A 20,153-nucleotide genomic window follows, 5' to 3' on the forward strand; every position below is an offset into this window, starting at 1 on the left:
GGGCGACATGGCGGCGGGATATCTGGAGATCCTCCGGACGCGGCACGCCGCGCGACTGCTGGTGGGCACGCTGACCGGGCGGCTGCCGAACGCCACCGCGGCCATCGCCGTGGTCCTGTTCGTCCGCGCGGAGGGCGGCAGCTACTCGCTGGCGGGCGCGCTCACCGCGGTGTACGGCCTGGCCACCGCGGCCGGTCAGCCGCTCCTCGGCCGCGCCGTGGACCTGTACGGGCAGCCCCGGGTGATGCTCCCGGCTTCGGTGGCCAGCGCGCTGGGCATGGCCGTCCTCGCGTTCAGCGGCATCGAGCCGGTCGCGGTGGCGTACGCGGCGATGGTGGTCGCCGGGTTCTGCACGCCGCCGCTGGAGGGCGGGCTGCGGGCGCTGTGGCCCAGCGTCCTGACCCGCCAGGACCAGGTGCACACGGCGTACGCGATGGACGCGATAGCCCAGGAGGTGATGTTCACGGTCGGCCCGCTCCTGGTCACCCTCGGCATCGCCCTGTGGTCGCCCGCCACCGCCCTGGTCGCGATCAACGCGCTCGGGGTGCTCGGCGCGCTCTCCGTGGTCCTCTCGGAGCCCTCGCGCGCCTGGCGCTCCGCCCCGCGCGAGGCGCACTGGCTGGGCGCACTGCGCTCCACGGGCCTGCTCGCGCTCCTTGGCGCCTTCTTCTTCGTCGGCCTCGCGCTGGGCGCGATCATAGTGGCGGCGTCGGCCTACGCCGACGACCACGGCCGGGACGCGGTCTACGGCTGGCTGATGGCCGCCAACGGCCTCGGGGCGCTGCTCGGCGGTCTGGTGTACGGGGCGCGCCAGTGGGCCGGAACTCCCGAAAAACGGCTGGTTTCGCTCGTCGCGCTGCTCGCGGTCGGCTATCTGCCGCTGATGCTCGTCCCCGGTGTCGTGCCCATGGTGGGGCTCGCCGTGGTCTCCGGGCTCTTCCTCGCGCCGTGCATCGCCTGCGCGTTCATCGTGGTCGACCGGCACGCCCCGCGCGGCACCGTGACCGAGGCGTTCTCCTGGCTGGTGACCGCGTTCGGGGTCGGCACCGCGCTCGGCACGGCCGTCGCCGGGCCCGCCGTCGAACTCGGCGGCAGCGCGGCGAGCTTCGCCGTCGCGGGCGGCGGCGGGGCGGCCGCGCTCCTGGTGCTGCTCGCCACCCGACGGGTCCTCGCAGCTCCCGGGCGTACGGAAAGTGTCATGGGAGTTGACCAAAATGATCCAACCCGTGCTGTCGAACCCGGTTTCAGCTGAGGGCATCGGGCGTAATGTTCAGTCATGGACCGCCGCATTTTCGGGCTGGAGAACGAGTACGGCGTCACGTGCACGTTCAGGGGACAGCGCCGACTGTCACCTGACGAAGTGGCGCGCTACCTCTTCCGCCGTGTTGTGTCATGGGGCCGCAGCAGCAATGTCTTCCTGCGGAACGGCGCCCGCCTCTACCTCGACGTGGGTTCGCATCCGGAATACGCAACTCCCGAATGCGACAACGTGACCGAACTGGTCACCCACGACAAGGCCGGCGAGCGCATTCTCGAAGGCCTGCTCGTCGACGCCGAACGCCGCCTGCACGAGGAGGGAATCGCGGGCGACGTCTATCTCTTCAAGAACAACACCGATTCCGCGGGAAACTCCTACGGGTGCCACGAGAACTATCTCGTCGCCCGGCACGGCGAGTTCTCCCGCCTTGCGGACATCCTCATCCCGTTCCTGGTCACCCGTCAGCTCCTGTGCGGGGCGGGCAAGGTCCTCCAGACCCCGCGCGGCGCGGTCTACTGCGTCAGCCAGCGCGCCGAGCACATCTGGGAGGGCGTCAGCTCCGCGACGACCCGCTCGCGCCCGATCATCAACACCAGGGACGAGCCGCACGCGGACGCCGAGCGCTACCGGCGCCTGCACGTGATCGTCGGCGACTCCAACATGTCCGAGACGACCATGCTGCTCAAGGTCGGCGCCACCGACCTGGTGCTGCGCATGATCGAGGCGGGCACGGTGATGCGCGACCTGACCCTGGAGAACCCGATCCGGGCCATCCGCGAGGTCTCGCACGACATCACCGGCCAGCGCAAGGTGCGCCTGGCCAGCGGCCGCGAGGCCTCCGCCCTGGAGGTCCAGCGGGAGTACTACGAGAAGGCCGTGGACTTCGTGGAGCGCCGGGGCATCCGCACCGGCACCGTCGACCAGGTCCTGGAGCTGTGGGGCCGCACGCTGGACGCGATCGAGGCCGAGGACCTGGACCGGATCGGCACCGAGATCGACTGGGTCATGAAGTACCAGCTGATCGAGCGGTACCGGGCGAAGAACAACATGACCATGTCGCACCCCCGGGTCGCCCAGATAGACCTGGCGTACCACGACATCCACCGCCAGCGGGGGCTGTACTACCTGCTGGAGCGCAAGGGCCAGGCGGCCCGGATCTGCAACGACCTGAAGATCTTCGAGGGCAAGTCGGTGCCCCCGCAGACCACTCGGGCGCGGCTGCGCGGCGATTTCATCCGCCGCGCCCAGGAGCAGCGGCGGGACTTCACCGTCGACTGGGTGCACCTCAAGCTCAACGACCAGGCGCAGCGCACCGTGCTGTGCAAGGACCCGTTCCGTTCCGTGGACGACCGGGTGGAGAAATTGATCGCCGGTATGTGATCGCCGATGGGTGACCGGTTGTGACCGGCGACCTGGACACGGGCCCCGTACGTTCCTCGTACGGGGCCCGTCGTACGCCTTAGAGTGGCGGGCAAACTACCGTGCCGTCTGAGATCTGAGGAACACGTGCGCCGACTTGCCGGCCTGCTCGCCGTCCCGCTGCTGCTGATCGCCACAGCCGCCTGCGGAAGCGACGACAAGGGCTCCGACTCCACCTCCGACTCCGCCTCGATGAAGAACGGCCTGCCCGCCATCACCGCGGGCGCCAAGTTCGGGGAGAAGCCGACCCTCGCCAAGGGCGAGGGCAATCCGCCCAAGGCCCTCAAGGTGAACGTCATCAGCGAGGGCAAGGGCGCGGCGCTCAAGAAGAACGACGCCGTGTCCGTGAACTACCTCGGCCAGGCCTGGGACTCGGACAAGCCGTTCGACAACAGCTTCGACCGCAAGGAGCCGTTCACCCTGACCCTCGGGGCCGGTCAGGTCATCAAGGGCTGGGACCAGGGCCTGGAGGGCCAGAAGGTCGGCAGCCGCGTCGAGCTGGGCATCCCGCCGGAGCTGGGGTACGGCGCGCAGGGCCAGGGCGACATCAAGCCCAACGCCACGCTGGTCTTCGTCGTGGACATCGTGAAGGCGACCACCATCCCGGCCTCCGCCAAGGGCAAGGAGGTCGCGCAGGACGACAAGGACCTGCCGAAGGTGGGCACCAACACCGACGGCAAGGCGCCGACGCTGACCATCCCCAAGACCGACGCCCCCAAGAAGCTGGTCTCCGACTACGTGCTGGAGGGCGACGGCGACGTGGTGAAGGACACCGACAGCGTGGTCCTGGCGTACGAGGGCTTCCTGTGGAAGGACAGCAAGAAGTTCGACAGCACCTACGACCAGGGCAAGACGCAGACCTTCGCGCTGCCGAACCTGACCCTCAAGGGCCTCAAGGCCGGTCTGATCGGCAAGAAGGTCGGCAGCCGCGTCCTGGTCGTCGTCCCGCCGGACCAGGGCCTGGGCGACAAGGAGCAGTCGGGCATCCCGGCCAACTCGACCATGGTCTTCTCGATCGACATCCTGGCCAAGATGTGACGGTGAAGATGTAAGACTGTCCGGGTTGCCCTGCACGTATTCAAGAGGAGCAGTTCAGTGAGCATCGAGAAGCCCGAGATCGACTTCCCCGGTGGCAACCCGCCGGCGGACCTTGAGATCAAGGAGATCTGGGAGGGCGACGGCGCCGTCGCCAAGGCCGGCGACTACGTGAAGGTCCACTACGTGGGCGTGGCCTTCTCCACCGGCGAGGAGTTCGACGCGTCCTGGAACCGCGGCAACCCGCTGGAGTTCCAGCTCGGTGCCGGTCAGGTCATCCAGGGCTGGGACAAGGGCATCCAGGGCATGAAGGTCGGCGGCCGCCGCCAGCTGGTCATCCCCGCGCACCTCGCCTACGGCGACCGTGGCGCCGGTGGCCGGATCGCGCCGGGTGAGACGCTTATCTTCGTCTGCGACCTGGTCGCTGTCTGATCACACCCGATCACACCGAGGGCCCGTGCCGCCTGGCACGGGCCCTCGGCTTTTGCCGCGAGACCCGGGGGCGGTACGGTCAACGGTCGGGAGCAGCGGAGCCGCTCCCCCATGACGAGGAGAGGCGAAGGGCGTCGATGGCGATTGCCAAGGCCGAGCGGCTGATGAACCTGGCGCTGTGTCTGCTGGGGACGCGCCGTCCGCTCAGCAAGCGCGAGCTGCGGGGTTCCATCGAGGCCTATCTGGAGGCGGGATCCGACGACGCCTTCAACCGGATGTTCGAGCGCGACAAGGACGATCTGCGCGAACTCGGCCTGGTCATCGAGACGGTGGAGAACCTGGACGGCGAGACGGGCTATCTGGCCCGCCGTGACTCCAACCGGCTGCCGCCGGTCCAGCTGGACGCCGAGGAGGCCGCGGCCCTGGGGCTCGCCGCCCGGGTCTGGCAGCAGGCCCGGCTCGCGGGCGCGGCCAGCGGCGCACTGCAGAAGCTGCGCGCCGCCGGAATGCCGGAAGCAGACAATCCGTATGAGCACAGCGCGATCGAGCCACGCATCCCGGTGCACGAGGCCGCTTTCGAGCCATTGATGCTGGCGTGCCGCGACCGCCGCCCGGTCGTCTTCGAGTACCGCAAGGCCACCGCCGCCCGCCCCGGCACCCGACACGTCGAGCCGTGGACCCTGGAGTGCTGGCGCGGCCACTGGTACCTGGCGGGCTGGGACCGCGACCGGGGCGCCGAGCGGGTCTTCCGGCTCTCCCGGATCACCGGCAAGGTGCGCTCGCGGGCCGGGGCCTTCACCGCGCCGGTGCCCGACGTGGTCACCGTGCGCGCGACCGTGGAGAGCTGGGCGGGGGAGACCGCCACCCGCTCCGCGCGGATCAGGCTGCGCGCCGGGTCCGGCTATCCGCTGCGCTCGCGGGCCACCTCGACGCGGGAACTCGGCGACGGGTGGGACGAGTTGGAGATTCCGTACGGGCACGGGCTCGACGCCTGGCTCGTGGAGTTCGGCCCCGACGTGGTCGTGCTGGAGCCCGCGGACCTGCGGGCCGACGTGGTGGACCGGCTGCGCGCCGTGGCCAAGGGCTGAGGGGACCGGACGACCATGGCTGCCAATGCCATCGACCAGACGCGGCGGATGCTCTCCCTCGTCACCTATCTGCGCGAGCGGCCCGGGGCGCACGTCGCCGACGTCGCCCGCGCCTTCGGGATCACCGAGGACGAGCTGATCTCGGACCTCGACGTACTGCCCATGTGCGGGACCAGCTTCCGCGGCGGCGACCTGCTCGACATCGACACCGACGGCGATCGCATCTGGTGGCGCAATCCCGGCGCCCTGGGCGCCGAGGCGGCCGAGCCGCTGCGGATCGCCGCCGACGAGGCGACCGCGCTCCTGGTCGCGGCCCGCGCGGTGGCGACGCTGCCGGGTCTGCGCGAGGGCGACCGCCAGGCGCTGCTGCGCGCCACCGCCAAGCTGGAGGCGGCGGCCGGGGAGGCGGCGGGCGCCAGCTCCCGGCTCTCGGTGACCTTCGAGTCGGAGGGCGGGGTCTTCGCGGACGTCGACCGGGCGATCTCGGAGCGGCGGCGGCTGTGGGTGCGCTACTACTCGCCCGCGCGCGACGAGCTCACCGAGCGCGAGGTCGACCCGATCCGGCTCTTCGCCGTCGGCCACACCTATATGGAGGCGTGGTGCCGCCTCTCGGAGGCGCGGCGCACCTTCCGCCTCGACCGGGTGGCCGAAATCCGGCTGCTCGACGAGCCGGCCGCGCCGCCGGAGCTGGAGCTGCGGGACCTCTCGGAGGGACTGGTGCAGCCCGCCGCCGAGGACCCGGAGGTGATCGTCGAGGTGGGGCCGGGCGGGCGCTGGGTCGCCGAGTACTACCCGCACGACAGCGCCGAGGAGCTGGCGGACGGGGGCCTGCGGATCACCCTGCGCACTCCGGACCCGACCTCGCTGCGCCGCCTCGCGCTGCGCCTCGGCCGCGACGGCCGGATCGTGGCCCCCGACGAGCTGGCCGAAAGTGCCCGCAGCGCGGCCCTTGCGGCGCTCGCGGCGTACGAAGAGCAGAGCGCGCACGACGGACAGAGCTGAGGAGATATGCGGAATATGTCGGTGATGCCCGGTATTTCTCGCCAGGTGGCCGCGGTCCAGTCGGTGCTCTTCAAGGCCGCCTGCCCCGACTGCCGCGCCCGCTTCGAACTGGCCGCGGGGGCGCTGCGCCTCGCCATCGGCGCCAGCCGCCGTACCACCTTCTACTCCTTCACCTGCCCCGAGTGCGGCTCCGCCGTGCGCAAGCCGGCCGGTGAGCGCATCGTCGAACTCCTCACCGGCGGAGGGGTCCGCACCCTCCGCCTCCACTCCAGCGTCTAGGGTCCGCTCATGTTCTGGCCGATGACCGCCATCGCCCTCGGATTCCTCGGAATCTCCGTCCTCGGTGTCCTCGCGATCAAGGTGTTCGTCGAGGCGCAGCGGCTCGGCCGCCAAGTGGCCGACACCACAAGGAAGATCAACAACGCCGCCGAGGAGCTCGAACGGGCCGCCGTCGAACTCTCGGCCACCGGGGACGCCTTGCGGTGACGGCGGGGACTCCTGTGTGTCCGTCCCTTTAGGTACGCTTCAGAGCGCGGACCACGAAGCGAGGCGGTGGGCCGTGCCGGGGAGTACGCACGGGGATTGCCCGGTGTTCACCCCTGCGCGTTACGATCGCTGCACGCAACCGGTCGGACACCAGTCCGGCCGGGACCACGCAGCCCCACCCACGTCGCCTCGGTGAGAAGGTAAAAGCTTATGTTCGGAAGGCTCGGCGCCCCCGAGATCATTCTCATCCTCGTCGTCATCGTCCTGCTGTTCGGCGCGAAGAAGCTTCCGGACATGGCGCGCTCGCTCGGCAAGTCCGCGCGGATCCTCAAGAGCGAGGCGAAGGCGATGAAGGCCGAGGGCCAGCAGACCGCCCCCGCCGACCCGCCGCACCCGGGCGAGCAGCCGCCGGCGCAGCGCACCATCCAGTCGGCCCCCGGCGACGTCAGCAGCTCGCGTCCCGTCACCGAGCCGACCGACTCCACCCGCTGACACCTGGGCCGAAGCAGGCGCTGATCACCAAGGCGCCCTGCCGCACGAGATGAGGACGTGGGTTGCTGAAGTCTGCCCGCAATCAGCAGAAGGACCCGGAGGGGCGGATGCCCCTCTCGGACCATCTCCGTGAGCTGCGCAACCGGCTCGCCAAGGCGGTCATCGCGATCCTTGTCTGCGCCGTGGTGGCGGCGTTCTACTACAAGGACATCGTCGACCTGATCATCAAGCCGATCAGGGAGTCGGTCGGCTGCAAGGAAGCCTTCGACTCGCTGTCCCAGAAGGACGGCAAGGACCACTGCGGCCAAGTCACGATGTCCGGCCTCATGTCGCCGTTCACCTTGATGATCAAGACGTCCCTGGTGGCGGGCGTCGTGGGGGCCAGCCCGGTCTGGCTCTACCAGCTCTGGGCGTTCGTCGCCCCCGGCCTGCACAAGAACGAGAAGAAGTACTCCCTGGGCTTCGTCGCGGCGGGCTTCCCGCTCTTCGTCGCCGGCGGCTGGTTCTCGTACCACGTGCTGCCCGCCGCGGCGAAGGTGCTCCTGGAGTTCACCCCCGACGGCGCACTGAACCTGCTCCCGCTGAACGAGCTCATCGACCTCGTGCTGCGGATGATCGTCGTCTTCGGTCTCTCCTTCGAGCTGCCGCTCTTCCTGATCATGCTCAACTTCGGCGGAGTGGTCACCGGTCGCCGGATGCTCGGCTGGTGGCGCGGCATGATCATGGGTGTCACGGTCTTCGCGGCCTTCGCGACGCCGACCGTCGACCCGGTGTCGATGCTGTCGCTCGCGACCCCGATCGTGCTGCTCTACTTCATCGCCGTCAGCGTCGCCATGCTCAACGACAAGCGCCGCCGCCAGCGCGAGGAAGCCAAGCCCGCCGACGACGAGGCCTCCGACCTGGATCTCACGCCCGCGGACATCGGCGAGATCGAGCCGGTCACCACCCCGTCCCTGCCCGAGCAGGCCGACGGCGGCCGCTCCCGGGTCAACGGCTACGACGACGTCACCTGATCCCACGCCGTGAAGCGGCCGGGGCGCGCACGGCGCGCACCCGGCCGCTTCCGCGTTCCCAGCCGCCCCGCGCTCCGTCCCCGGCCCCACGTCCCGATAAAGATCGCGACCTCTGTCAGAGGCGGCGGGTAGGCTCGAAGACAAGATGACAGAGGACCTCTCACCAGCCGAAGCGTACGCAGCTGCCCGGCTCCGCGCCGCCGAGCAGGCCACCGCGCTCGCACCCTTCCGCGACCTGTACGACTTCGCTCTGGACCCCTTCCAGATCGAGGCGTGCCAGGCACTCGAAGCCGGCAAGGGTGTGCTCGTGGCCGCCCCGACCGGCTCCGGCAAGACGATCGTCGGCGAGTTCGCCGTGCACCTGGCCCTCGAACAGGGCCGCAAGTGCTTCTACACCACGCCGATCAAGGCGCTCTCCAACCAGAAGTACGCCGACCTGGTCAGACGCTACGGCGCGGACAAGGTCGGCCTGCTCACCGGTGACAACAGCGTCAACTCCGAGGCGCCGGTGGTCGTGATGACCACCGAGGTGCTCCGCAACATGCTCTACGCGGGCTCCCAGTCGCTCCTCGGCCTCGGTTACGTGGTCATGGACGAGGTGCACTACCTCTCCGACCGCTTCCGGGGCGCCGTCTGGGAAGAGGTGATCATCCACCTGCCCGAGTCGGTGACGCTGGTGTCACTGTCGGCGACCGTCTCCAACGCGGAGGAGTTCGGCGACTGGCTGGACACCGTGCGCGGCGACACCGAAGTGATCGTCTCCGAGGACCGCCCGGTCCCGCTGTGGCAGCACGTGCTGGCCGGACGGCGGATGTACGACCTCTTCGAGGAGTCCACCGACCACGGCGGCCGCGGCGGCGCCCGCCGCGAGGTCAACCCGGACCTGCTGCGCATGGCCCGGATGGAGAACCAGAAGACGTACAACCCGCGCGACCGCAGACGCGGCAAGATGGTCCGCGAGGCCGACCGCGAGCGCGAGCGCCGCCAGCGCTCCAGGATCTGGACGCCGGGTCGCCCCGAGGTCATCGAACGGCTCGACGCCGAGGGCCTGTTGCCCGCCATCACGTTCATCTTCAGCCGGGCCGGCTGCGAGGCCGCCGTCCAGCAGTGCATGTACGCGGGCCTGCGCCTCAACGACGAGGAGGCGCGCCACAAGGTGCGCGAGATCGTCGAGGAGCGCACCGCCTCCATCCCCGGCGAGGACCTGCACGTCCTGGGGTACTACGAGTGGCTGGAGGGCCTGGAGCGGGGCATCGCGGCCCACCACGCGGGCATGCTGCCGACCTTCAAGGAGGTCGTGGAGGAGCTGTTCGTCCGCGGCCTGGTGAAGGCGGTCTTCGCCACCGAGACGCTCGCCCTGGGCATCAACATGCCCGCCAGGACGGTGATCCTGGAGAAGCTGGTGAAGTGGAACGGCGAACAGCACGCCGACATCACCCCCGGTGAGTACACCCAGCTGACCGGCCGCGCCGGGCGCCGCGGCATCGACGTCGAGGGCCACGCCGTGGTGCTCTGGCAGCGCGGCATGGACCCGGGCGCGCTGGCGGGCCTCGCGGGTACGCGTACGTATCCGCTGCGCTCCAGCTTCAAGCCGTCGTACAACATGGCCGTGAACCTGGTCGAGCAGTTCGGCCGGCACCGCTCGCGCGAGCTCCTGGAAACCTCCTTCGCGCAGTTCCAGGCGGACAAGTCCGTCGTCGGCATCTCCCGCCAGGTGCAGCGCAACGAGGAGGGCCTGGAGGGCTACCAGGAGGGCATGAGCTGCCACTTGGGGGACTTCGAGGAGTACGCGCGACTGCGCCGCGACCTCAAGGACCGCGAGACGGAGCTCGCCAAGCAGGGCGCCAGCCAGCGGCGGGCCGCCGCGGCCGCCTCCCTGGAGAAGCTCAAGCCCGGCGACGTGATCCACGTGCCGACCGGGAAGTTCGCCGGGCTCGCGCTGGTGCTCGACCCGGGCATCCCGGCCGGGCGCTCCAACGGCCACCGCGGCTTCGACCAGCACGACGGGCCGCGCCCGCTGGTGCTGACCGCCGAGCGGCAGGTCAAGCGGCTCGCCGCGATCGACTTCCCGGTCCCGGTCGAGGCGATCGAGCGGATGAGGATCCCCAAGTCCTTCAACGCGCGCTCGCCCCAGTCCCGTCGCGACCTCGCCTCCGCGCTGCGCACCAAGGCGGGCCACATCGTGCCCGATCGGCACCGCAGGGGCCGCGCCGAGGCCGCCGACGACCGCGAGATCGCCCGGCTCCGCGCCGAGCTGCGCGCCCACCCGTGCCACGGCTGCGACGAGCGCGAGGACCACGCGCGCTGGGCCGAGCGGTACTACCGGCTCAAGCGGGACACCCAGCAGCTGGAGCGCCGCATCGAGGGGCGGACGAACACGATCGCCCGCACCTTCGACCGGATCGTGGCGCTCCTGACCGAGCTGGACTATCTGCGCGACGACGAGGTCACCGAGCACGGCCGCCGCCTCGCCCGGCTCTACGGCGAGCTGGACCTGCTGGCCAGCGAGTGCCTGCGCGCGGGCGTCTGGGAGGGCCTGAGTCCGGCCGAACTGGCCGCGTGCGTCTCGGCGTTGGTGTACGAGGCGCGCCAGGCCGACGACGCGGTGGCGCCCAAACTGCCCTCGGGCGCGGCCAAGGCGGCGCTCGGCGAGATGGTCCGCATCTGGGGCCGGCTCGACGCGCTGGAGGAGGACCACAAGATCAACCAGGCGGAGGGCGTCGGCCAGCGCGAGCCCGACCTCGGCTTCGCCTGGGCGGCCTTCCAGTGGGCGTCCGGCCAGGGCCTGGACGAGGTGCTGCGCGAGGCGGAGATGCCCGCGGGCGACTTCGTCCGCTGGTGCAAGCAGGTCATCGACGTGCTCGGCCAGATCGCGGCGGCGGCCCCGGGCTCGTCGGCCAGCAGCACGGTCGCCAAGAATGCCCGTAAGGCGGTGGATGCGTTGTTGCGGGGCGTGGTGGCGTACAGCTCTGTGGGCTGAGGTCTCCCTCCCCGGGGGCGGGCGTGGCTTCCCGGGGCCTGCGGCCCCTGGGCCCCGCTCCCTTCGTCTCGTCTGCGGGCCGGTGGGGGCTTGTCGCGCAGTTCCCCGCGCCCCTGAGGGGGTTGGGGCGGAGCCCGGGGGCGTGCTGAGGGAGGTTGTGGCGGAGGTCGCGCGGTTCCCCGCGCCCCTGAGTACCTGGGGGCGCGGGGAACCGCGCGAGCAACGCAGCACGGTCCGCAGACAAACGGGGGTCGGCGGCGGAGCACGGAAGAGGGTGCCGGGAGGCGCCCCCTTCGCGTTACGCCGCCGTCTCCTGCTCCCGTTCCACCTGCTCGTTCCACTCGCGCTTGACCGCGCGCCAGGCCTCGTCGCTCTGGCCGAGGCGCCAGTAGCCGGAGATGGAGAGGCGGTCGCGGGGGATCTCGCGGTCCAGGCGCAGATGGCGGCGGAGTTCCTTGACGAAGGCCGCCTCGCCGTGGACGAAGGCGTGGACGTCGCCCTCGGGGAACGCCAGCTCCCGTACCGCCGCGATCAGCGGGTCGCCCGCCGGGGCGTCGCCGCGGTGCAGCCAGGTCACCTCGACCCCGTCGGGAGCGAGGACCTTCTGCTCCTCCTCCGGGCCCGTGACCTCCACGAAGGCATGGACCACCGCGCCCTCGGGCATCCGCTCGAGCGCGGCGGCGATCGCCGGGAGGGCGCTCTCGTCGCCCACCAGGAGGTGCCAGTCGGCGGCCGGGTCCGGGGCGTAGCCGCCGCCGGGGCCGGAGAGCCGGATGACGTCGCCGACCTGGGCGCGGGCGGCCCACGGTCCGGCCAGGCCCTCGTCGCCGTGGACCACGAAGTCGATGGTCAGCTCGTCCCGCTCGGCGTCCCACGCCCGGACCGTGTACGTCCGGTTGCTCGGCCACTGGTCGCGCGGGAACTCGGTGCGCACGCGCTCCAGGTCGAACGGCTCGGGGTAGGTCACCCCGGGCGCCGGGAAGAGCAGCTTCACATAGTGGTCGGTGTACTCGCCGACGGCGAAGCCGCTCGCCGCCGCGCCCCCCAGGACCAGCCGGACCATGTGCGGAGTGATCCACTCCGTGCGCACCACGCGCGTCTCATGGGCCCGTGCCCCCTTGCGGGCGGGTCGTTCTGCCACAGCGTTTCTCCCCTGATGTGTGCCGGACCCGTCTGCCCGGCGCGCTGAACCGTCTGCTCTTCTTAGGTTTGCCTAAGTTAGCATCCCGGCCCTCTGGGCTCACCCCTTTACCGGCCCCCGGACCCCCGGACCCCCGGACAGGCTCTACCGCCCCAGCGTCGCGAGCAGCCGGGTCAGCGAGCTTCCCAGACCCCACCGCTGCGCCAGTTCGTCCACCGTCTCCGGGTGCAGCGCCTCGGCCGGGAGCGCCGGGTCGAACGCGGGCAGCGGCACGTCGAGGGCCACCCGGACCACCTTCGGGGCCACGTCCAGATACGCGGCGGCCTCCACGATGCCCCGGCGCTTGGCGGGGGTGAGGCGGGAGGTGCGGTCGTCGGCCGCCGCGCGCACGCCGGCCAGATCGCCGTACTCCGTGATCAGCTGCGCGGCCGTCTTCTCGCCGATGCCCTTCACGCCCGGCAGGCCGTCGCTGGCGTCGCCGCGCAGGGCCGCGAAGTCCGCGTACTGATCGGCCCGTACCCCGTACTTCGTACGGATCAGGTCCTCGTCGATCGCGTCGCAGTCGCCGACGCCCTTGCGCGGGTAGAGGACGCGCACGCCGCGCCCGTCGTCGACCAGCTGGAACAGGTCGCGGTCGCCCGTGACGATGTCCACCGGGCCGGGGGCCGCGGCGGCCAGGGTGCCGATCACGTCGTCCGCCTCGTACCCCGCGACCCCGACCCGGGCGATGCCCAGCGCGTCCAGGACCGCTTCGATCACCGGGACCTGCGGGGCCAGCGTGTCCGGGACCTCCTCCTCGTCCGGGACGCCGTCGGCCGTCTCCACCGCGACCCGGTGCGCCTTGTACGACGGGATCAGCTCGACGCGCCAGTGCGGGCGCCAGTCCGCGTCCATGCAGGCGACCAGCTCGTCCGGGTGGTGGTCCTGGACCAGGCGGGTGATGAAGTCGAGCAGGCCGCGCACGGCGTTGACCGGGGTGCCGTCCGGGGCCCGGACCGTGTCGGGGACCCCGAAATAGGCCCGGAAGTACAGGGAAGCGGTGTCGAGGAGCATCAGGCGTCGCGTCACACCCCGATGATGCCGCACGCCACTGACAGTCACCGCGCACCGACAGCCACCCCCCGCCGAGTCACTGTGCGTGGCAGTGAACTGGGTCACCTTCGCGTTTGCTCCGGGTGAAGCCGGGCAGGCGCGGCGCCGGAGCGGACCCTCGTATCGGTTTCAACGACTACGGCACCGCATACAACAGGGCGACGGACCGAATCCGCGCCGCTCCACGGCCCGCCCGCGGGGGATGCGGGCCGTTCTCCGTCCTATCCGTGAGGTTTATGTGTCCACGCTGCAAGCCGAGCAGCTCTACAAAGTGTTCGGCAGACGACCCGACGACGCGGTGCGCAAGCTCGAAGGCGGCGCCGACCGCGACGAGCTGCGGGCCGACGGGACGACCGCGGCGGTGATCGACGCGTCGTTCACGGTCGAGCCCGGCGAGATCTTCGTCGTCATGGGTCTGTCCGGGTCCGGAAAGTCCACGCTGCTGCGGATGCTCAACGGGCTCCTGGAGCCCACCTCCGGACGGGTGCTCTACGGCGGGCAGGACCTGACCGGTCTGAGCCCGCGCGAGCTGCGCGCCGTCCGCTCCACCAAGATCAGCATGGTGTTCCAGCACTTCGCGCTCTTCCCGCACCGCAGCGTCCTGGAGAACGCCGCGTACGGCCTGGAGGTCCAGGGCGTGCCGCGCGCCGAGCGCGAGAAGCGCGCCGCCGAGGCCCTGGAGCTCACCGGGCTCGCGGGCTGGGGCGACTCCTGGCCGGACGAGCTCTCCGGCGGCATGCAGCAGCGCGTGGGCCTGGCCCGGGCGCTCGCCACCGACGCCGACCTGCTCCTCATGGACGAGTCGTTCAGCGCGCTCGACCCGCTGATCCGGCGCGACATGCAGGACCAGCTCCTCGAACTCCAGAAGCGCCTGAAGAAGACCATCGTGTTCATCACCCACGACCTCAACGAGGCCATGCGGCTCGGCGACTCCATCGCCGTGATGCGCGACGGGCGGATCGTCCAGCTCGGCAGCGCCGAGGACATCCTCCTGACGCCCGCCAACGACTACGTCGCCTCGTTCATCCAGGACGTCGACCGCTCCCGCGTGCTCACCGCCCTGTCCGTGATGACCGAACCGCACCGCCCCGACGCAGGGGACTGCGACTGCGAGAGCGTGAGCGCCGACACCAGCGTCGCGGACCTGTGCGCCGTCGCCGCGCGCGTGCCGCACCCCGTGGCCGTCAAGGACACCGACGGCTCGCTGCTCGGCGTCGTACCGCAGGAGCGGCTGATCGCCTTCCTCGGGGACGACCGGCGCGGCCCGGTCGCCTGCTCGATGCAGGAGGTGGCGAATGCCTAGGCTCCCTCTCGGCGAGTGGGTGGACAGCGCCGTCACCTTCCTCCAGAACCACCTCTCCTGGCTGTTCGACGCCATCACCAAGGTCGTCAACGGCATGTACGACGGCATCGACGCCGTCCTGTCCGCGCCCCACCCGCTGCTCTTCGCGGGCATCCTCGCCGTCGTCGCCTGGTGGCTGCGCGGCCTGGTCGCCGGTGTGCTCGCCTTCGGCGGGTTCGCGCTGATCGACTCGATCGAGCTGTGGGACGAGGCCATGTCGACGCTGTCGCTGGTCCTCGTGGCGACCGTCGTCACGCTGGTCCTCGCGGTGCCGCTGGGCATCTGGTCGTCCCGGTCCAAGGCCGTGAGCGCGATCAGCCGCCCGGTCCTCGACTTCATGCAGACCATGCCCGCCATGGTCTATCTGATCCCCGGCATCATCTTCTTCGGCGTCGGCGTGGTCCCCGGCATCATCGCCACCATCGTCTTCTCGCTGCCCCCGGGCGTGCGCATGACGGAGCTCGGCATCCGCCAGGTCGACCCCGAGCTCGTCGAGGCGGCCGAAGCGTTCGGCACCACCCCGCGCAACACGCTGCTCCGGGTCCAGCTCCCGCTGGCGCTGCCCACCATCATGGCGGGCGTCAACCAGGTCATCATGCTGGGCCTGTCCATGGTCGTCATCGCGGGCATGGTCGGCGGCGGCGGGCTCGGCGGCGCGGTCTACCGGGCCATCGGCAACGTCGACATCGGCCTGGGCTTCGAGGCGGGCGTCTCCATCGTCATCCTCGCCATGTACCTCGACCGGATGACCGGCGCCCTCGGCCGCCAGGTCTCGCCGGTCGGCCGCCGTGCCCTCGCCCGGGCCAAGACGTCCGGCGCCAAGCTCTGGAACCACCGCCCGCAGCCCGCCGTCGCGGTCGTCGGCGTGGTCGTCCTCGCGCTCGTGGCCGGCGGCATGGGCATGTTCGGCTCCTCGTCCACGGCCACCGCCTCCGGCGCCGAGAACGTCGGCAAGGGCAAGAAGGTCTCCCTGGGCTACATCCCCTGGGACGAGGGCATCGCCTCCACCTTCCTCTGGAAGGAACTGCTGGAGCGGCGCGGCTACAAGGTCGACACCAAGCAGTACGAGGCGGGCGCGCTCTACACCGGTATGGCGGGCGGCCAGATCGACTTCGAGACGGACTCCTGGCTCCCGGTCACCCACGCCACGTACTGGCAGAAGTACCACGACAAGCTGGAGGACCTGGGCTCCTGGTACGGCCCCACCTCGCTGGAGCTGAGCGTGCCCTCGTACATGAAGGGCATCGACTCGCTGGAGGACCTCAAGGGCAAGTCCGGCCAGTTCAAGGGCAGGATCATCGGCATCGAGCCGAGCGCCGGAATGATGGGCCTGCTCAAGGACAAGGTCCTCAAGGAGTACGGCCTGGACGGCGAGTACAAGGTCGTCGACGGCTCCACGCCGTCCATGCTCGCCGAGCTCAAGCGCGCGTACGCCAAGAAGGAGCCCGTCGTCGTCACGCTCTGGTCGCCGCACTGGGCGTACAGCACGTACGACCTGAAGAAGCTCACCGACCCCAAGGGCACCTGGGGCAAGGGCGACGGCGTGCACACGCTGGCCCGCAAGGGCTTCTCGGGCGACAACCCGAAGGTCGGCGCCTGGCTGAAGAACTTCAAGATGACCGAGCAGCAGCTCACCGGTCTCGAAGCGAAGATCCAGTCGACCGGCAAGGGCAAGGAGCAGCAGGCCGTCCGCGCCTGGCTGGACGACAACCCGGGCCTCGCGGACAAGTGGACGCCCGTCGGCGCGTAGCCGGGTAGGCACAACGGGCGATGGATTTCAGCCGCCCGCGCACGGATGGGGCCCCGCCGGACACCGGCGGGGCCCCATCCGTGCAGGAATGCCCAGCACGCCGTGCGGGCACTCTTCTTCCACGTGATGGTGCCCCCGGGCGCCGAAGCTGCGTAGGGTGCATGCAGGTGCGGCGGCCGCAGTGGTCCAGGTGACGGGGAGGGAGCCGGAGAGATGGACGACAAGGAAACTCTTCGGGTGGGAGTCGCGGTGCGGCGGCTCCGCCGCGAGCTGGGGCTGACGCTCGCCGCGGTCGCGCAGCGCAGCGGCCTCTCGGTGCCCTTCCTGAGCCAGATCGAGAACGAACGGGCCCGCCCCAGCGCCCGCTCCCTCGCGCGCGTGGCCGACGCCCTGGGCACCACCGTCCCCGAGCTGTACGACGCCGCCGACACCGCGCGTACGGTCGAGGTCGTCCGCGCCGACGACAGCGACGGCGGCGGGGTGCGCCAGCTGCTGCGCGGCCACCACCAGCTGCACGCCATGGAGTTCACCGGCGAGCACGACACCGCGCGCGAATTCCAGCACCGCAACGACGAGTTGATGTACGTGGCCGACGGCGCCGCCGAGGTCGAGGCGGAGGGCCGGGCCTACCGCCTTGAACGCGGCGACACGCTGTGCCTGTCCGGCGGGGTGCGCCACCGCTGGCGCGCGGCCGTGCCCGGCACCCGGATCCTGCTCGTCGCGGTCGCCGACCACATCGAGGCGATCGAGGAGACCCGCCACTGATGGTGTCGCCCGCGGCCGGTCCCCGGGTGGTCTCGCTGGTGCCCTCGCTCACCGAGGCGGTGGCGGCCACGGCCCCCGGGCTCGTCGTCGGCGCCACCGACTGGTGCACCCACCCGCCGGGCCTCGCGGCGGCCCGGATCGGCGGCACCAAGAACCCCGACACGGACGCGATCGCGGCGCTGCGCCCCGATCTGGTGATCGCCAACGAGGAGGAGAACCGGGAGCCCGACCTGGCCGCCCTGCGCGCGGCGGGTCTGGAGGTCCTGGTCACCGAGGTCCGCGACCTGGACCAGGCGTTCGCGGAGCTGGCCCGGGTCCTGGTGGACGCCTGCGGCCTTGCCCGGCCCCGCTGGCTGGAGGAGGCGCGCGAGGCCTGGGAGCACGTGGTGCCGCCGCCCGAGCCGGTCGCCGCCGTGGTGCCCGTGTGGCGCCGCCCCTGGATGGTGCTCGGCCGCGACACCTTCGCGGGCGACCTGCTGGCCCGGCTCGGGGTCCGCAATGTGTACGCGGGGCACGCCGAGCGCTATCCGCGCGTCCCCCTGGACGAGCTGAGGGCCGCCGGGGCGGACCTGGTGGTCCTCCCCGACGAGCCCTACCGCTTCACCGCCGACGACGGCCCGGAGGCGTTCCCGCACCTCCCGGCCGCGCTGGTCGACGGCCGCATGCTCACCTGGTACGGGCCGTCGCTCGCGGCGGCCCCCGCCGCGCTCAGCGGGGCGCTGCGAGCAGCTTGCCGCTGACCAGGCCGCGTACGGTGTGGGCGCCCGCCACCAGCCAGGCGGCGGCGAGCAGTGCGTACAGGCCGCAGGCGAGCCAGGTGAAGGCGTCCAGGCCGGTGTGGTGGGCCAGGCCCTCGGCGCCGGTGACACAGGTGCCGACGGGGAAGGTGAACGCCCACCAGGTCATCGCGAAGGGCATCCCGGAGCGGACCGCGCGCACCACCATGGCGGTGGCCAGGGCCAGCCACATCAGGGCGAAGCCCATCACGGGGACGCCGTAGATGACGGCGAAGGCGCTCAGACCGCCCGCGTAGGCGGTGTCGATCGAGCCGGGGGCCACGTCGGCGAGCTTGTTGACGGCGGTGGTGGACTGGCCGAGGGGCCCGAGCACCAGGAACAGGGCGGGGGTCAGGGCCAGGGGCAGCGGGCCCTGGTGGACCAGCCGGGCGAAGACCAGGGGCAGCAGCACCATGACGGCGAGCAGGCTCATGCCGAACATCGCGTACGAGCCGAGCAGCATCGCCTCACGGGGCTGGCCGGCGGGGAGGTGGGGGACCAGGAGCGCGCCGAGGGTGGCGGAGACCATGGGGGCCACCACGGGCAGCAGCCAGACCGGGGAGGCGGTGCCGGGGGCGACCTGGTGGCGGACCACCATCAGGTAGGGGATGCCCACGGCGACCACGAGGCCGGTCGCGGTGCCTATGCCGTACAGCACCCAGGCCAGCGGGACCGCCGCGCCCTCGCCGATCACGTCCTTGCCGACGGTGAGGGTGCCGATGCCGACGGCCAGGAACGCCATCGACATACAGCCGTAGAAGGGGGCCACGCCGGGGTCCAGGAGGTGGGCGCGGGCCTGGTCGCGGTGGTGGCGCCAGTGGGCGGCGCGGGCGGCGACGAGGACGGTGAGCATGGCCAGCGACAGGGCCCACACCGCCTGCAGTCCCGGCACGCGGAACGGCAGCCCGGCGCCCGCGTTGGCGACGATCGCGGTGCCCATGACCGTGGCGTACCAGTTGGGACCGAGGTGCCGCAGGGGTTCGAAGCGCGCGGCGAGCGCGTGGGCGCGGGGGTGGGTGACGGTGACCATGTATCCACCTTCGCGCCGGTAGGAGGGGGTCGCCAGACCGGATCTTCCTATGAGGACATAAGCTGGGTTTATGAGTATGAGCAGTGCGGAGGACACCGGTCCGCTGTCGAGGCGGGTGCCCGATCTGAGCGCGATGGAGCTGCTGATCGCGGTCGCCCGGCACGGCAGCCTCGGGCGCGCCGCGCGCGACATGGGGATCACCCAGCCCGCCGCGAGCAGCCGCATCCGCTCGATGGAGCGGCACCTCGGCGTCGCCCTCGTCGACCGCTCGCCGCGCGGGTCCAAGCTGACCGCCGAGGGCGCGCTGGTGACGGACTGGGCGCGGCGGGTGGTCGAGGCGGCCGAGGCGTTCGACGCGGGCGCGCAGGCGCTGCGCGGGCGGCGCGACTCGCGGCTGCGGGTCGCCGCGAGCATGACCATCGCCGAGTACCTGCTGCCCGGCTGGCTGATCGCGCTGCGCGGCGAACGCCCGGGCACCGCCGTCTCGTTGCTCGCCGGGAACTCGGCGTTCGTGGCCGAGCGGCTGCTCTCCGACGAGGCGGACCTCGGGTTCGTGGAGGGCCTGACGGTACCGGCCGGGCTCGACGGGGCCGTGATCGGCCACGACCGCCTGGTGGTGGTCACCGCGCCCTCCCACCCGTGGGCCCGGCGCCGCGCCCCGATCGGCGCGGCCGAACTGGCCGCGACCCCGCTGATCCTGCGCGAGGAGGGCTCGGGCACCCGGCAGGTCCTGGACGCGGCGCTCGCGGCCGAGGGCGGGGTGGCCCGGCCGCTCCTGGAGCTCGCCTCCACCACGGCCGTGAAGGCGGCGGTGGTGAGCGGCGCGGGCCCCTCGGTCCTGAGCGAACTCGCCCTGGGGGAGGAGCTGGCGGGCCGCCGTCTGGTCCGCGTCCCCCTGGAGGGCCTGCGGCTGCGCCGCGACCTGCGCGCGGTCTGGCGCACGGCCCACCGCCCCACGGGCCCGGCCCGCGACCTGCTGTCGCTGACACGGTCGGGGCCGGGGACGGGCTGAGGGGCCCGGGGAGCGGGCGGCCCGCACGGCGGCCGGGCCG

At 71.6% G+C, this 20,153-nt stretch carries 19 protein-coding genes; 16 read left to right on the forward strand and 3 right to left on the reverse strand.

Annotated elements, in window-relative coordinates; all coding sequences use genetic code 11:
- Nucleotides 1–7: 7 nt before the first annotated feature.
- From QIY60_RS23775 to QIY60_RS23825, 11 genes are all read left to right on the forward strand, one after another.
- On the forward strand, nt 8–1,252 hold the full coding sequence (locus QIY60_RS23775) for an MFS transporter (RefSeq protein WP_283144234.1): 1,245 nt from the start codon (nt 8–10) through the stop codon (nt 1,250–1,252).
- Between the two features lie 24 nt (nt 1,253–1,276).
- Complete coding sequence (gene pafA, locus QIY60_RS23780; protein WP_101387501.1) at nt 1,277–2,638, forward strand: Pup--protein ligase; 1,362 nt, start codon at nt 1,277–1,279, stop codon at nt 2,636–2,638.
- 126 nt (nt 2,639–2,764) lie between these two features.
- Entirely contained in the window at nt 2,765–3,715 is a 951-nt protein-coding gene (locus QIY60_RS23785; protein WP_283144235.1) for an FKBP-type peptidyl-prolyl cis-trans isomerase, read from the forward strand.
- A gap of 57 nt (nt 3,716–3,772) precedes the next feature.
- Nucleotides 3,773–4,144: an FKBP-type peptidyl-prolyl cis-trans isomerase gene (locus tag QIY60_RS23790; RefSeq protein WP_283144236.1), complete on the forward strand. Its 372-nt coding sequence runs from the start codon at nt 3,773–3,775 to the stop codon at nt 4,142–4,144.
- Nucleotides 4,145–4,281: 137 nt separating this feature from the next.
- Nucleotides 4,282–5,232 carry a WYL domain-containing protein gene (locus tag QIY60_RS23795; protein ID WP_283144237.1) on the forward strand — a complete coding sequence of 317 codons (951 nt, stop codon included), beginning with the start codon at nt 4,282–4,284 and terminating at the stop codon, nt 5,230–5,232.
- 15 nt (nt 5,233–5,247) lie between these two features.
- Nucleotides 5,248–6,234, forward strand: coding sequence for a WYL domain-containing protein (locus QIY60_RS23800; RefSeq protein ID WP_283144238.1), 987 nt, complete (start codon nt 5,248–5,250; stop codon nt 6,232–6,234).
- Between the two features lie 6 nt (nt 6,235–6,240).
- On the forward strand, nt 6,241–6,513 hold the full coding sequence (locus tag QIY60_RS23805; protein WP_067154877.1) for a hypothetical protein: 273 nt from the start codon (nt 6,241–6,243) through the stop codon (nt 6,511–6,513).
- 9 nt (nt 6,514–6,522) lie between these two features.
- Complete coding sequence (locus QIY60_RS23810) at nt 6,523–6,720, forward strand: hypothetical protein (RefSeq protein WP_283144239.1); 198 nt, start codon at nt 6,523–6,525, stop codon at nt 6,718–6,720.
- A gap of 210 nt (nt 6,721–6,930) precedes the next feature.
- Nucleotides 6,931–7,212: a Sec-independent protein translocase subunit TatA gene (gene tatA, locus QIY60_RS23815; protein WP_101387495.1), complete on the forward strand. Its 282-nt coding sequence runs from the start codon at nt 6,931–6,933 to the stop codon at nt 7,210–7,212.
- A gap of 62 nt (nt 7,213–7,274) precedes the next feature.
- Nucleotides 7,275–8,225: a twin-arginine translocase subunit TatC gene (tatC, locus tag QIY60_RS23820; RefSeq protein WP_283144240.1), complete on the forward strand. Its 951-nt coding sequence runs from the start codon at nt 7,275–7,277 to the stop codon at nt 8,223–8,225.
- Between the two features lie 145 nt (nt 8,226–8,370).
- A complete protein-coding gene (locus tag QIY60_RS23825) occupies nt 8,371–11,205 on the forward strand; it encodes a DEAD/DEAH box helicase (protein WP_283144241.1) in 2,835 nt (944 codons plus the stop codon).
- Between the two features lie 298 nt (nt 11,206–11,503).
- Here the strand turns inward: QIY60_RS23825 and QIY60_RS23830 are convergent, their stop codons facing one another.
- Both QIY60_RS23830 and QIY60_RS23835 read right to left on the reverse strand, forming a co-directional pair.
- Nucleotides 11,504–12,346 (reverse strand): siderophore-interacting protein, encoded by an 843-nt coding sequence (locus QIY60_RS23830; RefSeq protein ID WP_283144242.1) that lies wholly within the window; start codon nt 12,344–12,346, stop codon nt 11,504–11,506.
- A gap of 144 nt (nt 12,347–12,490) precedes the next feature.
- Entirely contained in the window at nt 12,491–13,399 is a 909-nt protein-coding gene (locus QIY60_RS23835) for a 5'-3' exonuclease (protein ID WP_283146051.1), read from the reverse strand.
- Between the two features lie 241 nt (nt 13,400–13,640).
- Between QIY60_RS23835 and QIY60_RS23840 the strand changes: the two genes are divergently transcribed.
- The 4 genes from QIY60_RS23840 to QIY60_RS23855 all read left to right on the forward strand — a co-directional run bounded on the left by QIY60_RS23840 (nt 13,641) and on the right by QIY60_RS23855 (nt 18,035).
- Nucleotides 13,641–14,741, forward strand: coding sequence for a betaine/proline/choline family ABC transporter ATP-binding protein (locus tag QIY60_RS23840; protein ID WP_283144243.1), 1,101 nt, complete (start codon nt 13,641–13,643; stop codon nt 14,739–14,741).
- Nucleotides 14,734–16,530, forward strand: a complete 1,797-nt coding sequence (locus QIY60_RS23845) for an ABC transporter permease/substrate binding protein (protein ID WP_283144244.1) — start codon at nt 14,734–14,736, stop codon at nt 16,528–16,530. Before QIY60_RS23840 ends, QIY60_RS23845 begins: the two co-directional genes overlap by 8 nt.
- A gap of 213 nt (nt 16,531–16,743) precedes the next feature.
- Entirely contained in the window at nt 16,744–17,295 is a 552-nt protein-coding gene (locus QIY60_RS23850; protein WP_283144245.1) for a helix-turn-helix transcriptional regulator, read from the forward strand.
- Nucleotides 17,295–18,035 (forward strand): helical backbone metal receptor, encoded by a 741-nt coding sequence (locus QIY60_RS23855; RefSeq protein ID WP_283144246.1) that lies wholly within the window; start codon nt 17,295–17,297, stop codon nt 18,033–18,035. The genes QIY60_RS23850 and QIY60_RS23855 overlap by 1 nt, the downstream gene beginning before the upstream one ends.
- On the opposite strand, the gene QIY60_RS23860 is transcribed toward QIY60_RS23855, so the two are convergent.
- Nucleotides 18,004–19,101 carry a TDT family transporter gene (locus QIY60_RS23860; RefSeq protein ID WP_283144247.1) on the reverse strand — a complete coding sequence of 366 codons (1,098 nt, stop codon included), beginning with the start codon at nt 19,099–19,101 and terminating at the stop codon, nt 18,004–18,006. The genes QIY60_RS23855 and QIY60_RS23860 overlap by 32 nt on opposite strands.
- 70 nt (nt 19,102–19,171) lie before the next feature.
- On the opposite strand from QIY60_RS23860, the gene QIY60_RS23865 reads away from it, so the two are divergent.
- Nucleotides 19,172–20,113: a LysR family transcriptional regulator gene (locus QIY60_RS23865; RefSeq protein ID WP_283144248.1), complete on the forward strand. Its 942-nt coding sequence runs from the start codon at nt 19,172–19,174 to the stop codon at nt 20,111–20,113.
- Nucleotides 20,114–20,153: the final 40 nt, after the last annotated feature.

The organism is Streptomyces sp. BPTC-684, from assembly GCF_030028635.1.
GTDB classification, from domain to species: Bacteria; Actinomycetota; Actinomycetes; order Streptomycetales; family Streptomycetaceae; genus Streptomyces; species Streptomyces noboritoensis.